The following is a 12,878-nucleotide window of genomic DNA, read 5'->3' as shown; positions in this document are numbered from 1 at the left end:
TGGAGCGGGCGTGCTTTGGTTCTGATTCACGATGTCATAGAACCCGGCGCTTCGCCTGGGTATCGTGTATCAGATGGGCGTCAGGAATTCAATCCTTGACGGATGTTTCCCGCTGGGGGCGGAGAATTTGGCCGCTCATGCCGAGCTTCGGGGTGATGTGCATCGCAGACGCGGCTGGAAACCGCGTCCACAGTTGCCGTCGGCGACGCAAGCTCATCCTCTGGAACTCGACAGGAGACGAGCAGTTTTGATGAGCCCGCATTCGATGGCGGAGAAACGTAGACGCGGCTTCCAGCCGCGTTAACTCAGCCATCCCCCGGCTTTGAGGGAGACACCAACGTATCGCGATGGAGGGTGCGCGTATCCGCGCACAACGCGGCTGGAAGCCGCGTCTACATCGTCGACAACTCATCATCATCTCCGTGCAGAGCCGCTTGCCGTTCGAACTCGTCAAGGAGCGTTACAACGTACGCCGCACTCTCGGCATCAGAGTGTTCGGCAACGATGGCGGAGAACTTGTTGGAACCCAATTCCTGCCGTTGGTGGGAAAGCCAATGGAGATCGATGCGGACTTCAGGCTCTTTCATCTGCAAATGAAGTCCCAGGGACTGGAGGCTGAATGGAACCGCATTGCTCGCCTGCCCTCGTTCCGTGTGGAGATTTCCGATCTGACCGAGTGTCATGGCCATGCCGGCACGGTTACCGAGTTGCTCCTCGATCGCCAGTGACTGCCGGTACCAGTCCAGAGCCGCCTCGTAGTCGTCTTTGCCCTGCGCGATCATGCCAAGCTGATGATATGAGGAGGCCATGCCGGCGCGGTTACCAAGCTGCTCGTTGATTGCCAGCGCCTGCCGGTACCAGTCCAGAGCCGCCTCGCAGTCGCCTCGGACCTGCGCGATCATGCCAAGCTGGTGATATGAGGAGGCCATGTCGGCGCGGTTACCGAGCTGCTCGTTGATCGCCAGCGCCTGCCGGTACCAGTCCAGAGCCGCCTCGTAGTCGCTTTGGAGTTGCGCGACATTGCCGAGCTGGTGATATGAGGAGGCCATGCCGGCGCGGTTACCGAGCTGCTCCTTGATCGCCAGCGCCTGCCGGTACCAGTCCAGAGCCGCCTTGTAGTCGCCTCGGACCTGCACGACCGCACCCATGTTGTGATATGAGGAGGCCATGCCGGTGCGGTTACCGAGTTGCTCCTCGATCGCCAACGACTGCCGGTACCAGTCCAGAGCCGCCTCGTAGTCGCCTTGGAGTTGCGCGACCATGCCAAGCTGGTGATATGAGTAGGCCATGCCGGCGCGGTTACCGAGCTGCTCGCTGATCGCCAGCGACTGTCGGTACCAGTCCAGCGCCGCCCCGTAGTCGCCTTGGCGCTGCGCGACCATGCCCAAGTGGTGAAAGGCAGCGGCGGCCTCCTTTGAGCCGACCGGCATCCAAGAGAGCGTCTCACGAAGCAACCGGACTTCCCACTCCCAGGCGCCCCAGGTGTCAAGCTGAAGGATGACTTCACTGCTAATGGCATGCACGGCTTCGATGTCGCCCAGCTCTTGCAGATGATGGCGCGCCTCCAGGAGGTCGGCGATGTCCCGCTCACGGGACTGCGGCGTGTTGGTGACACGCCAGCGCCAATAGGCGGCGGCGGACTGGTGGGCGTCCGACCGCTCGTTGATATTCGCGCGCTTCTCCAGAGCGGCGGCTGTCCAGCGGTGTACTAGGAACATCCGCTCGTCCGTGTCGGCGAAGCAGACGGGGGCCAGCAGCGACAGGTCGAGCAGGCGCTGCTTCGCCAAAGCAAAACCTGCGGGCATCGCCACCGGCGGCTCACGCTCTACCGCAAGGTCCCGCTGGAACTGCTCCAGTTCGCCATCCGGCCAAACGACATCCGGCCAGTCGGCCGCCGGGTTCTTCTTCCGCGCCTCCTTCCAACGGTCTTCGGCCGCCTGCAATCGTGTCGCCCGTTCTGGGTCGGGTGCCCGCTCCACCGGGTCACCGACCGCCCAGACCAGTCCGAGTTCGTCAACGGCCACGCGGTAGACTGCTGCGCCGATCAGAAGCCGGCGGGCGAGCGGGTCATCGGCAAGCTGCGCCAGGAGCTGGTCCAGCAGGACGTCGTCGGCGGCGAGCATCACGGTATCCGCGAGTGCTGCGTCCAGTCCGCCGGTCGTGTCGGAATACCAGCGGGCGGGGTCGGCGATGCCTTTCGCCTTTAACTGCTTACGCAGTTTGGCCTGGACGTCCGGGAAGCGGGCCTTGCCGCCGCGCAGCAGCGCGTCGAGATATTCCAGCGCGCGGGGATGGCCGCCGACGCTCTCATAGGCGTGCCGCTGGTCGTCCGCCGACAGGGCCTTCAACCCGTCGAGTCGCCAGAACAGCTTGCGGGTTTCCGCCCAGGACAGAGGGCCGAGATGGAACTTGGTCAGCTGTTCAAGCGGGTCGTCGGGCAGTTCGAAGGTGTGGCGGCTGGTGAAGACCAGCCGGCTCAGGTGCGGCGTTTGGAGCCAGCGGGCCAGCAATTCCGCCGCTTCGTCCGGCACCGCGCGGCCGGTCAGATTGTCTTCGAAGTTGTCGAACAGGAAGGCGACCGGGAGACGGGACAGAAGGCTATTGGACAGGTAATCGAAACGGTCACGCCAGGAGTGCTGGGGATCGCGGAGAACGCCGGCAAGACGGCGCAGGGTGCCCGACTCGTTCTCTCCCTGGTCAAGGCCGATCTGGAACAGGCGCTGGCCGATGGCTCCCAGCACCCGGTCGGGGTCCGTCTCGCCCTTCAGCGAGATCAGCAGGAAACCGTCTGAGGTGGCGAGCCGGTGGAGGATGTGCGCCGCCAGCGTGCTTTTGCCGACGCCGCCGATGCCATGGATCAGCACCCCGGCGTCGTCGGGATCGCGCAGCGCCCGCAGGATCAGCCGCTGCTCGCACCGGCGGCCGACCATGTCGCCGATCCGGCGGACCACGACGCCGGGATCTAAGGTCGGGGGCGGGACTTCCTCCAGCGTCTCGGGCTTCGCGGCGGGGTCGAACAGGGCCGTGGGCGATACGGCGCAGAAGAAGGCCGCCGTCGGCCATTCCGGCGGCGGCTGGGAGGCGATGGCGGTGATCCGCTTCCGCTCGATGGTGCGGCGGGCATGGCCGAGCGCCGCCAGCGGGCGAGGGTCCTCCCAGGTGGACAGCGCCTGATAAACTTCGCCCATCAGGTCAGTGGCGTAGTGGTCGCCGACGGACGCCTGCATGGCGATGACGGCGGGCACGCCGTGTTGGACCAGCATGCGGGCAAGGCCGGGCAACTCGGCGGAGTCGGCATCGTCCTTCGGTTTGCCGTCCTGCCCGGTCGAGCAGCCGGCCAGCACGACCAGCGGGGCCGCCCGTTCGGCCGGGATCGCCTCCTCGCACAGGCGTTGCGCCGTCACCCGGTCTTCCGCGCCGTCGGGAGTTTCCAGGATCAGGGTGCCGGGCGCCGCATGGCAGGAGATGTGCAGGACGTGAAAGTGGCCGGTGGTCAGGGCGTCGTGGATGGCGGCGATGCTGCCGTGCTCCAGGATGTGGACGGCAGCGTTACCGGCCCGGTGCGGCTTGTCCGTGGCATCCAGGATGCGCTGAAGCTCCGCTTCCATGTCCAGCAACTCGCCGCGCGCGTTTTGCGCGTCCGGGCTGCCGATGGCGACCAGGATGCGCAAGGGACCGGGAATGGTGATGGCGGGGGCCGGTCCTTGCGTGTCGATCCGACGGAACAGTTCGACATGGCGATTCAGCGCCAGGACGGTGCTGCCGAGCCGCAGGGTTTCCCAGGGGAGTCCGGCCAGGGGCTCGGCGATGTCGAGGCCGAGTTGCAGGGTGCCGTTCAGCCGCTCCGCCTCGGCGATGGCCTGGATCAGCGCCGCCGTCACGGCGGGCGGCAGGAAGCTGTCGGCCAGCTTGCCGCCGATCTCATAGAGGACCGACTCCAGCCCGTCGCGGCCGGCTGAAGCGCCTGCCGCGTCGCGTTGGGGACCCCAGTGGGTCTGGGCGCGCTTCAGCCGCCACAGGAGATCGTCGAAGTCGAAACCGGCAGCTGGCGGCGGGTCGGAAATGTCGATGCCGTCGCCGGACAGGATCGTCCGCTGCGGCGTGATCGAAAGCCGGAGGGGGTTGGTGCCGGCGACCTTGTAGCCGCCGCCGGGCGGCAGGATTGCGGGAGGGCCGGGGCGCTCGCCCTTGAGGGCACGGACAAGCTTGTCGAATGCGGTCTGGTAGCCGGGACCCTCGGCGTTGCGGAAATCCGCATACAGGCGGGTCGCCAGGAGGGGCGGCATTTCCGCGTCTTTGAGCAGCACGGGAATCAGGAGCTGGCCGCGCATGATGGCGCGATCCATCAGCGCCGCGTATTCGTTCTGGACATAGGGCCGCGTCAGCGATGTCGGCGAGACGACGAGGATGCCGTTGCGGCTGTTGAGGATGCCGTGGTCGATCTTGTGGACGACCACGTCGCCGAGGCCGATGTCCCACTGGTCGTAGAAGACCTTCAGGCCCGCGCGGTGCAGGTTCTCGGCGAGGGTCTTGACCCATTCGCCATCGGCATGCGCGTAGGAGATGAAAACGTCCCGGCTGTCGCCGCTCCGTTGATCGCCGGTCAAGATCATTCCTCTCGTTATACCGTCGGATTACCCTATTCGTATGATATCAGGCTACCATAGGTAATAGTGCAATCTGCAAGCGGCATCGCGAGGGGCGGCGGCCTTCGAGGTGGTGGCTGGCGGGCGGTCGATCCAGCAGCCGCCCCGGCACCTGGACACGGTCTGCCGGAACGTTCCGAAGGGGTGAGGGGGAGTAGTGGCGGGCCGTTTTGCCACATTGAACGCATGGGTATGACTTGCAATGTTGTGCCGGCGAAGATGTAGGGATTTGGAAGTTGCTGGCAGTTCCAGGAAAACCTTAAGTTTTTCCATCGAATTTTGGATGCAACAAATACATGTGATTCGCTGGATATTCACTTGTGGGCACTCCTGTTTTGGGAGCAGACCCTTGGTAGACGGACTTTTACAGTGACGCAGTATTTTTCACGGTTCGGCCCGTTAGGCGATGCTGTCACCTTGGAGGCAGCCTGTTATGACGTTCATATACGCCCTAACAAGCGAGGACCCGAAGTCCCTTCCGTTTTCGAAATCCAGGGTGCGATTACAAATCCCATAGCCGTGCTTCAGTCCAAGAAAGATCCTGATTCATTCTTTTACATTGCGCCTGCGGGTGAATTGAAAGGACGGATGTGGTATACGCTTGTACTGGCTCGCCGCGATCGTCTTGACACCGCTTTCGTATCGACAGCCTTCAATGCGGAGCGGTATGCTGGCAAAGGCGACGTTATCTGGCCGCAGGGGAAGTAAGATGGATAATGTAAATAGCAGTTTTATCCATAAGGTTGCTGCCTGCGCCCCTTATCTGTCCCCCGTGACGTCCGCTTCCCTGGCGACGAGCTACGATGAGCATGGAGACGTGCTCTATATCGATCTTGCTCCCGGTGCGACCGCGATGAGTTCACAGTTGGACGAGGAAGAGATTTTCGTCTTCCGGCCCTCGGAGGATTCAGAGGCTGTCCGTTTTGCGGTGCCGTTTTTCCGGAGCTATTGGCGGAACAAGGGGAGTGAGTTGCTCGATCATCTCGCGCGGTATGCTCCCGGACACCAGAAAGCCATGGCATCCGGCTTGGCCGGCCTTGGAATAGCAGGCGCGTCTAAGTCGGCTGCCGCTTCGCTTTAGGCCGAGTTACTGATCAAGTCCCCAGGCGTGGTGTAGGAGCGCCTGGGGATTCGATCACATTGTATGCTAGTCAACCTCCGCCTGATGCGGTACGAAGGCCCGATTGAAGATCGTGCCTGTGTTTTGACCCGCCTGCAATTTGCCCGCCTGTAAGTTGCCCGCCTGTAAGTTGATCGAGAATTATGCTGACGGAAACTGGCGTGACCGGGGAAACCGCTATAGAACAAGGCATCGGCCCCAGTGCCCGCCTCGCCGTGCTCATAGATGCCGAGAATGTCAGCGTGGACCTTTGGCCATAGATCCACCGGCTTCTCAGGCTGCTTGGCGAACCAATCGTCATGCGTGCCTATACCTGCGCTAAACCCGGCAGATGGCAGGCGATTTCCGGGATCGAGGTCATCGATGGCGGAAAGGATGTCACGGGACCGAACGCGGCCGATTTTCTCTTGGCGTTCGATGCGGGCCGGCTGAGGGCTACCAGTGACGCCGACCAGTATGTGATCGTCAGCGGCGATGACGGATTTGCCCCATTGATCAAAGCGCTGCAACTTTCCGGTAAACCGACCAGCATCATCGTTCCAACATGCGGGTCCATCGGTGACAGAAAGTCCGTCAAGGTCGCGGATGTGACGATGCTTGTTCCTCAATACCGGATCGCCGCAGAGCCGAACAATGCTTCCCAGCCCGCCGCAGAGCCTGCTGCCCAGTCCAATGCAAAACCCTCGAACGGCGGCATTGATGATCGTAAGGACCGCCTTACGCTCAGTCAAAAGACAGCCATTCGCAACGCTGTCGAGGATCTGGGTGAATCACCGGATGGCTGGGTCTTGTTGAATGAAGTCGGGCAGGATCTTGCGGCGAAGAAGGCGGTAAAACTGCCGGGGAAATTATCTACTTCACTTGCGTCTCTCGATTTCATCGAGATTCGAGATCTTAAAACGCCACGGTGTTCTGTCCGATTGCGACGGGTTTGACGCACCCGGCCGCGCCGAGGTCTTTACCCATCGGCAAATCCTCCCGCTGCTCATCACCAGGAATCTACGTGCGTGACATCGCTGATGGCGGAGTAGCCGAGGCGACTACCGCCGCCTCATCCTTCGAAGCAAAGGCGCTTCTCGAATCGGAACATTCCGTCGTCTCCCGGCAAATCCGGCTCGGCCGGGCGGTTCGGGTCCGGGTGGCCGGCGTGGTAGTACTGCACGATATGGAAGCCGCAAACGTTGACGTAAAAGTGGATGTTGCGCTTCTCGAAGTAGGGCGTGTGGGTCGTCCAGACTATTGTGTCCGGGTAATGCGCCTCGATGGCTTTCCAAGCCCTGCGGCCGATCCCGCGGCCGAATTCGCCAACATGCACGTAAAAGAAGTCGAGGGTGTTGTGCCGCGTCTCCCTATCGATCGAGACGACGGCGCCGCCGACCCAACGCCCGTCCTCGAGGATACGGTGGACCACGGCGTTCGGCGCGGTGAACGACGCGGCCACGTCCTCGTCGGGCGGGATCGGTCCGTTGTCAACCGATCCGAACGTTTCCACCACTGCGGTCGAGAAGGCGTCCTGAAGATCCTTGCGGAAGCGCGGCAGGTCGGCCTCCGTCGCGATGTCGAGGGTGATGCGGCCGGGCGCGGGTAGGGTCGTCATAGGAAGTTGGTCACCAGATCGCCACGCCTCATGGCTCATCGCCCAAGTCCTGGATGTCCTCCAGAAAGTTCATGGTCTCCGCAGCATCGGGACATGCCGCGACTGCACGGGATTGCCGTAGCACCTCTTCCTTGAAGTCGGGGGAACGAACGTCGGGAACCCAGATCTGAATCGGCCTCAACCCCATCGCCCTGAGCTGTGCCCGATGAGTTCGAACACGGTGGCGGACTGAAGAAGACATGACAAATCTCCGAATTCTTTACATGTGGCATAGCCGCGTCAAACCGGTAAGTCTATAGGCACCCGTTCCCCGACCTTCCCAAGGGGGCGAGGGGGAAGTCCGGTTGGTGACCGGCAACCGGTTTGTCACCGGTACAATCCGATATCGTGACAATTGCAGCAGCAACAGCCATGATCCGATTACCATATCGGAATCACAGGGGACTGCCGTGAGCTTCATGATGAAAAAACGCCGAATGGCTGTTGGGGCCGTGCTGGGGGCGCTCGTACTGAGCGCCGGGGTCGCATTGGCGCAGGCGCCGGCTTTCTTCCGGATCGGCACGGGCGGTACGGCCGGGACCTACTATCCCGTGGGCGGCCTGATCGCCAACACGATTTCCGCCACCGGCGGCGGAGTGCCGGGGCTGGTGGCGACAGCGGTGTCGTCCAACGGCTCGGTCGCGAACATCAGCGCCGTCAACGGCGGCTCGCTCGAGTCGGGCTTCTCGCAGTCGGACGTGGCCTACTGGGCCTATACCGGCACCGGCCTGTTCGAGGGCAAGGGCAAAATCGAGAACCTGCGCGCTATCGCGACGCTCTATCCCGAAACGATCCATCTGGTCGCAACGAAGAATTCCGGCATCAAGTCGGTCGCCGACCTCAAGGGCAAGCGGGTTTCGCTGGATGAGCCGGGATCGGGCACGCTGGTCGATGCGCGTATCGTGCTGTCGGCCTACGGATTGACCGAGAAGGACGTCAAGGCCGAATACCTGAAGCCGGGTCCAGCGGGTGACCGCCTGCGCGACGGAGCGCTCGACGCCTATTTCTTCGTCGGCGGCTATCCGACCGGCGCGATTTCGGAACTGGCGACTTCCAGCGGTATCACGCTGGTCCCGATCGGCGGTCCGGAAGCCGAGAAGATGCTGGCCGATTACCAGTTCTTCTCCAAGGACACGGTCCCGGCCGGGACCTACAAGGACGTGCCGGAAACGCAGACGATCTCGGTCAACGCCCAGTGGGTGACCAGCGCCAAGCAGTCGGACGACCTTGTCTACAACATCGTCAAGGCGCTCTGGAGCGACAACTCCCGCACCGTCCTGGACGCCGGCCATGCCAAGGGCAAGCTGATCACCGTGCAGAACGCGACCAAGGGCATCGGCATTCCGCTGCATCCGGGTGCTGAGAAGTTCTACCGCGAGAAGGGCGTGCTTCAGTAAGGCTTCCGTTATTCCGTCATACCCGGACTTGATCTCAAAGGTGCTGACTTAGGCGCTAATTTAGGCTGTCTCTTTCGCCTTTCCGTCATACCAAGACTTGATCTTTGTATCTCCTTTCAGGAGCGCAGCGGTTGACATCCAGGCTTCAGGTTGAAGTCGTCACGTTAGCTTTCGCTGGGAGATGCCAAGATCAAGTCTTGGCATGACGGCAGAGTGGAGGAGAATACCCGCGAAGCGTTTAAGAACGTTTTGAGTCAGCGCCTAGGGACTTGATCCGGGTATGACGGCATTAAGGGAAATACTCTTTATTTGCGCCTATGCTCCCAGGAGCGGGCGTCTTCCATGATAAGAACCTGGAATGCCGATGACCGACCCATCGCGCGCAGAACCGACTCTGCCGAAATCCACCCTGGAACTCGACCCCGAGAAGGCCAAGGAACTCGAAGAGAAGTTTGACTCCGAGATCCGGTTCCGCCCGCTGGCTCCCGCCGCCGGGTGGATCGTCGGCGGCTTGCTGGTCGTGCTGTCGCTGTTCCACTACTATACGGCCGGCTTCGGCCTGCTGTCGGAGATGGTCCATCGCGGCATCCATCTGTCCTTCGTGCTGGGCCTCGTCTTCCTGGTCTTTCCCTTCACCAAGCGCGGCTATGACCAGCCGGCGCAAAGCAGTCTGCTGCGCCCGCTCGGTATCTCGCTGCTGGACTGGGCGCTGGCGATCGGCGCTGTCGTGTCGGTGCTGCACGTCCCGCTGATCCCGCTGGACGATCTGGCGTTCCGCGTCGGCAATCCGACCACATCAGATGTCGTACTCGGCGGCATCCTGATCTTCGTTCTGCTGGAGGCGACCCGGCGCTCGGTGGGATGGCCGCTGCCGGTGATCGCCTTGATCTTCATGGGCTATGCGATCTGGGGGCCCTCGATGCCGGGCATCCTGATCCATCCCGGCGCCAGCTTCCCGCAGCTTGTCGATCATCTATACCTGACGACGCAGGGGATTTATGGCATCGCTCTGGGCGTCGTCGCGACATATGTCTTTCACTTCGTGCTGTTCGGCGTCTTCGCAACGCGGATCGGGCTGGGACAGCTTTTCCTGGACTGCGCCGCCTGGGTCGCGGGACGCTTCGCCGGCGGGCCGGCCAAGGTGTCGATCTTCGGGTCGGCGCTGTTCGGTATGATCTCCGGGTCGTCGGTCGCCAATACGGTGACGGTCGGGTCCCTGACCATCCCGGCGATGATCCGGCTCGGCTACAAGCCGCACTTCGCGGCGGCGGTGGAGGCGACCGCTTCGACCGGCGGCCAGATCACGCCGCCGATCATGGGAGCCGCCGCCTTCCTGATGATCGAGTTCCTGGGGCTGCCCTATACGACGATCATCCTGGCGGCCATCGTGCCCGCCTTCATGCACTTCTTCGGCGTGCTGATGCAGGTCCATTTCGAGGCGAAGCGGACTGGATTGCGCGGATTGCGGCCGGACGAGATGCCGGATTTGAAGGCCGCCTTCAAGCGCGACTGGCCGACCGTCATCCCGCTGGTCGTCCTGATCGGCATCCTGCTGGCCGGCTACACGCCCTATATGGCGGCGTTCTGGGGCATTACGCTGTGCATCCTGGTCGGGCTGTTCAATCCCGGCAACCGGATGAGCGTCGGCCAGATCGTCGGCGACCTGCGTGACGGCGCCAAGTACGCGCTGGCGGTCGGTGCCGCCGCTGCGACGGTCGGCATCGTCGTCGGCGTGGTGACGCTGACGGGCGTCGGCTTCAAGATCTCGTTCATCGTGACCTCGACCGCCGCCGACATGGCGACCTGGGTCGGGGCCTTCCTGCCGGCGGGCTGGACGGCGCCCCAAACGCTGACGCTGCTGTTCACGCTGATCATGACCGGCATCGTTTGCATCCTGATGGGCTGCGGCATCCCGACCACGGCCAACTACATCATCATGGCGACGATCGCGGCCCCGACTCTGGGCTTGCTGGGGGTGGCGCCGATCGTGGCGCACTTCTTCGTCTTCTATTACGGCGTGCTGGCTGACATCACGCCGCCGGTGGCGCTGGCGGCCTATGCCGCCGCCGGCATGGCCGGGTCCGATCCGTTCAAGACTGGCAACACGGCGTTCCGGCTGGGACTGGGCAAGGTTCTGGTGCCGTTCGTGTTCGTCTTCTCGCCGTCGCTGCTGCTGGTGGCGCCGGGATTCACCTGGCCGGACTTCATCATCGCGTTCGTCGGCTGCATCATCGGCATCACGTGCCTGAGCGCCGCCCTGTCCGGCTATATGCTTGCCGTCGCGAAGAAGTGGGAGCGTCTGGTGCTGGGCTTCGCCGCGATCCTGCTGGTGGCGCCGGAAATCTACTCGTCGCTGCTGGGGCTGGCGCTGATCGTCCCGGTGGTGATCCGGCAATTGGCGGCCCGGAAGTCGGCGTTGTCGGCGGCCTAGATCTATCCGCAAAAGCGATGTCTGCGCAGGCCGGCGTTCCATCATCGAGGTGCGAACGCCGGCCCGAGGGGTGAGGCGTCAGATGACGCCCATCACCAGCAGCACGATTATGACGATTACAGGCACGCCCATCATCCAAAGCAATCCACCCTTAAACACGACGTCCTCCATCCGTAATTTTGAGGTAACGCGACCCCCTGTCGTTAGATAACCCTCGATAGTGGAAAAAGTTACGCGGCCTCGTCAGCTCTCGGCCTCCATCAGGGCGGCCTCCTGCCGCTCCAGCTCCTCCGCCCGCTCCGGCGTCAGGCCGAAGCGGGCCGCGACGTCGGGAGCGTAGCGCAGCATGTCCGGCCGCAGCCGGACCAGCGCCAGGTCCTTTGACTTCGCCTCCAGCATGATGTCGAACTCCAGCCCCTCCGCCGTCCGCATGAACGTGGCGAATTCGAACGGGTTGCAGAAATCGGCGTGCCCGGTCCAGACCGGGGCGACGTTGGCGAGGGTACTCTTGCGCGTCTTCTTATCGGTGCGCTTGACCTGACGCAGTTCCGTTCGCGGCGAGGAGAAGTGGATCTTGGGCCTGACGCCGTCCGGCCATGTCCGCAGGATCGTCTGCAAGGTCTCGCGCATGTCCAGGCCTTCCGGGTTCAGGCACCAGAAATGCTGGTAGTCGAAAATCAGCCGCACGCCGGTCTGTTCGTGAATCCACAGCACGTCGGCGGCGCTGAAGCGCAGATCGTCGTGTTCCAGCACCAGCCGGCGGCGGACATGTTCCGGCAGGATCTTCCAGGTCTCGACCCAGCGGGCGGCGCTGCTTTGACGGTCGCCATAGGTGCCGCCGACATGGATCACTAGGACGGCTTCCGGCCCCAGCTCCATCAGGTCAAGCATCTCCGCCTGGGACGACAGGTCCCAGATGCTCTTACGGATCAGCTCGGGGTCGGGGCTGTTGAGCACGACGAACTGCGAGGGGTGGAACGACATCCGGATATCGAGCCGCTTCGCCTTGTCGCCGATGGCCTTGAGTTCGGCAGCCGACTCCTGGACCATGCCGTGGAACTGCGGCATGTCCGGGTGCGTGGCGTAAGGGGCGAGATCCGACGACAGCCGGTACATCCGGATGTCCTGGCTGTCGAGATAGTCGAGGATGCCGTCGACATATTCCAGCGACACCTTCAGGTGCGGATCGCTGGCCCAGCGGCGGGCATCGTTGCTCTTCAGGTCCGGCTGGCCCATCACCTTGACGGCGAAACCAAGCCGCATCGGGCGGGCGTTCATCGCGTGTCTGTCCATCGGTTCGAGAGAAATACGTTCGGCATCAACAGCCGATGGCCGGTTTCATCCCTTGTCCTTGCTGTCGTCCGAGGCGTTGGCCGGATTGGCCGCAACGGCGGGGGAGGGCATGAACACCGGTTCCGGGTCCTCCTCCCCGGCGGCGGAGAGGGAGCCGTCCTCCTCCACCGCGATCTCCTCGAGCGCCTGATACCAGTGCTGCTGCTCCCGGCCCTCGGGCCGTCCCTCGCGTTCCCAGATCTCCTGAGCGCGCTGCTTTACCCGTTCCTCCCGCTCCATCGCCTTGTTCCCTTCGGCCGTGTTTGTCCTGTGCCGAAGTAACGGCTCCGGCTACTTCCGGGTTGCCGCCGCCCCA

General features: G+C 63.0%; 9 protein-coding genes. 4 read left to right on the top strand and 5 right to left on the bottom strand.

What is annotated here, in order from left to right; genetic code table 11:
* Nucleotides 1–392: 392 nt before the first annotated feature.
* Complete coding sequence (locus tag N826_RS40365) at nt 393–4,607, bottom strand: tetratricopeptide repeat protein (protein ID WP_169789395.1); 4,215 nt, start codon at nt 4,605–4,607, stop codon at nt 393–395.
* Nucleotides 4,608–5,355: 748 nt separating this feature from the next.
* On the opposite strand from N826_RS40365, the gene N826_RS21720 reads away from it, so the two are divergent.
* Entirely contained in the window at nt 5,356–5,727 is a 372-nt protein-coding gene (locus tag N826_RS21720; protein WP_044432268.1) for a hypothetical protein, read from the top strand.
* Between the two features lie 299 nt (nt 5,728–6,026).
* Nucleotides 6,027–6,701, top strand: a complete 675-nt coding sequence (locus tag N826_RS21715; protein WP_345769882.1) for an NYN domain-containing protein — start codon at nt 6,027–6,029, stop codon at nt 6,699–6,701.
* A gap of 116 nt (nt 6,702–6,817) precedes the next feature.
* Here N826_RS21715 and N826_RS21710 read toward each other — a convergent pair whose 3' ends face one another.
* Nucleotides 6,818–7,363, bottom strand: a complete 546-nt coding sequence (locus N826_RS21710; protein WP_044432265.1) for a GNAT family N-acetyltransferase — start codon at nt 7,361–7,363, stop codon at nt 6,818–6,820.
* A gap of 28 nt (nt 7,364–7,391) precedes the next feature.
* A complete protein-coding gene (locus N826_RS21705) occupies nt 7,392–7,604 on the bottom strand; it encodes an antitoxin MazE family protein (RefSeq protein ID WP_044432262.1) in 213 nt (70 codons plus the stop codon).
* A 217-nt stretch (nt 7,605–7,821) separates the two neighbouring features.
* Here N826_RS21705 and N826_RS21700 point away from each other — a divergent pair, with 217 nt between their 5' ends.
* Nucleotides 7,822–8,799: a TAXI family TRAP transporter solute-binding subunit gene (locus N826_RS21700; protein WP_282183077.1), complete on the top strand. Its 978-nt coding sequence runs from the start codon at nt 7,822–7,824 to the stop codon at nt 8,797–8,799.
* Nucleotides 8,800–9,163: 364 nt separating this feature from the next.
* The gene (locus N826_RS21695) at nt 9,164–11,230 is read left to right on the top strand and encodes a TRAP transporter permease (protein WP_044432355.1); all 2,067 of its coding nucleotides are present in this window, start codon (nt 9,164–9,166) and stop codon (nt 11,228–11,230) included.
* 243 nt (nt 11,231–11,473) lie between these two features.
* Here N826_RS21695 and uvsE read toward each other — a convergent pair whose 3' ends face one another.
* Together uvsE and N826_RS21685 are read right to left on the bottom strand one after the other, a co-directional pair.
* On the bottom strand, nt 11,474–12,508 hold the full coding sequence (uvsE, locus tag N826_RS21690) for a UV DNA damage repair endonuclease UvsE (protein WP_044432261.1): 1,035 nt from the start codon (nt 12,506–12,508) through the stop codon (nt 11,474–11,476).
* Between the two features lie 60 nt (nt 12,509–12,568).
* Nucleotides 12,569–12,802: a DUF2934 domain-containing protein gene (locus N826_RS21685; protein ID WP_044432259.1), complete on the bottom strand. Its 234-nt coding sequence runs from the start codon at nt 12,800–12,802 to the stop codon at nt 12,569–12,571.
* Nucleotides 12,803–12,878: the final 76 nt, after the last annotated feature.

The sequence above is a fragment of the Skermanella aerolata KACC 11604 genome (assembly GCF_000936425.1).
GTDB lineage: Bacteria > Pseudomonadota > Alphaproteobacteria > Azospirillales > Azospirillaceae > Skermanella > Skermanella aerolata.
Note: the sequence above shows the minus strand (reverse complement) of the source record. Positions and strands in the feature narration are given on the sequence as shown.

What these genes read in the sequence shown, in the direction of transcription:
- N826_RS21720 (WP_044432268.1), top strand. Translation starts at nt 5,356, where the DNA reads ATGGATAATGTAAATAGCAGTTTTATCCATAAGGTTGCTGCCTGCGCC.
- N826_RS21710 (WP_044432265.1), bottom strand. Translation starts at nt 7,363, where the DNA reads ATGACGACCCTACCCGCGCCCGGCCGCATCACCCTCGACATCGCGACG.
- N826_RS21705 (WP_044432262.1), bottom strand. Translation starts at nt 7,604, where the DNA reads ATGTCTTCTTCAGTCCGCCACCGTGTTCGAACTCATCGGGCACAGCTC.
- N826_RS21700 (WP_282183077.1), top strand. Translation starts at nt 7,822, where the DNA reads ATGATGAAAAAACGCCGAATGGCTGTTGGGGCCGTGCTGGGGGCGCTC.
- N826_RS21695 (WP_044432355.1), top strand. Translation starts at nt 9,164, where the DNA reads ATGACCGACCCATCGCGCGCAGAACCGACTCTGCCGAAATCCACCCTG.
- uvsE (WP_044432261.1), bottom strand. Translation starts at nt 12,508, where the DNA reads ATGAACGCCCGCCCGATGCGGCTTGGTTTCGCCGTCAAGGTGATGGGC.
- N826_RS21685 (WP_044432259.1), bottom strand. Translation starts at nt 12,802, where the DNA reads ATGGAGCGGGAGGAACGGGTAAAGCAGCGCGCTCAGGAGATCTGGGAA.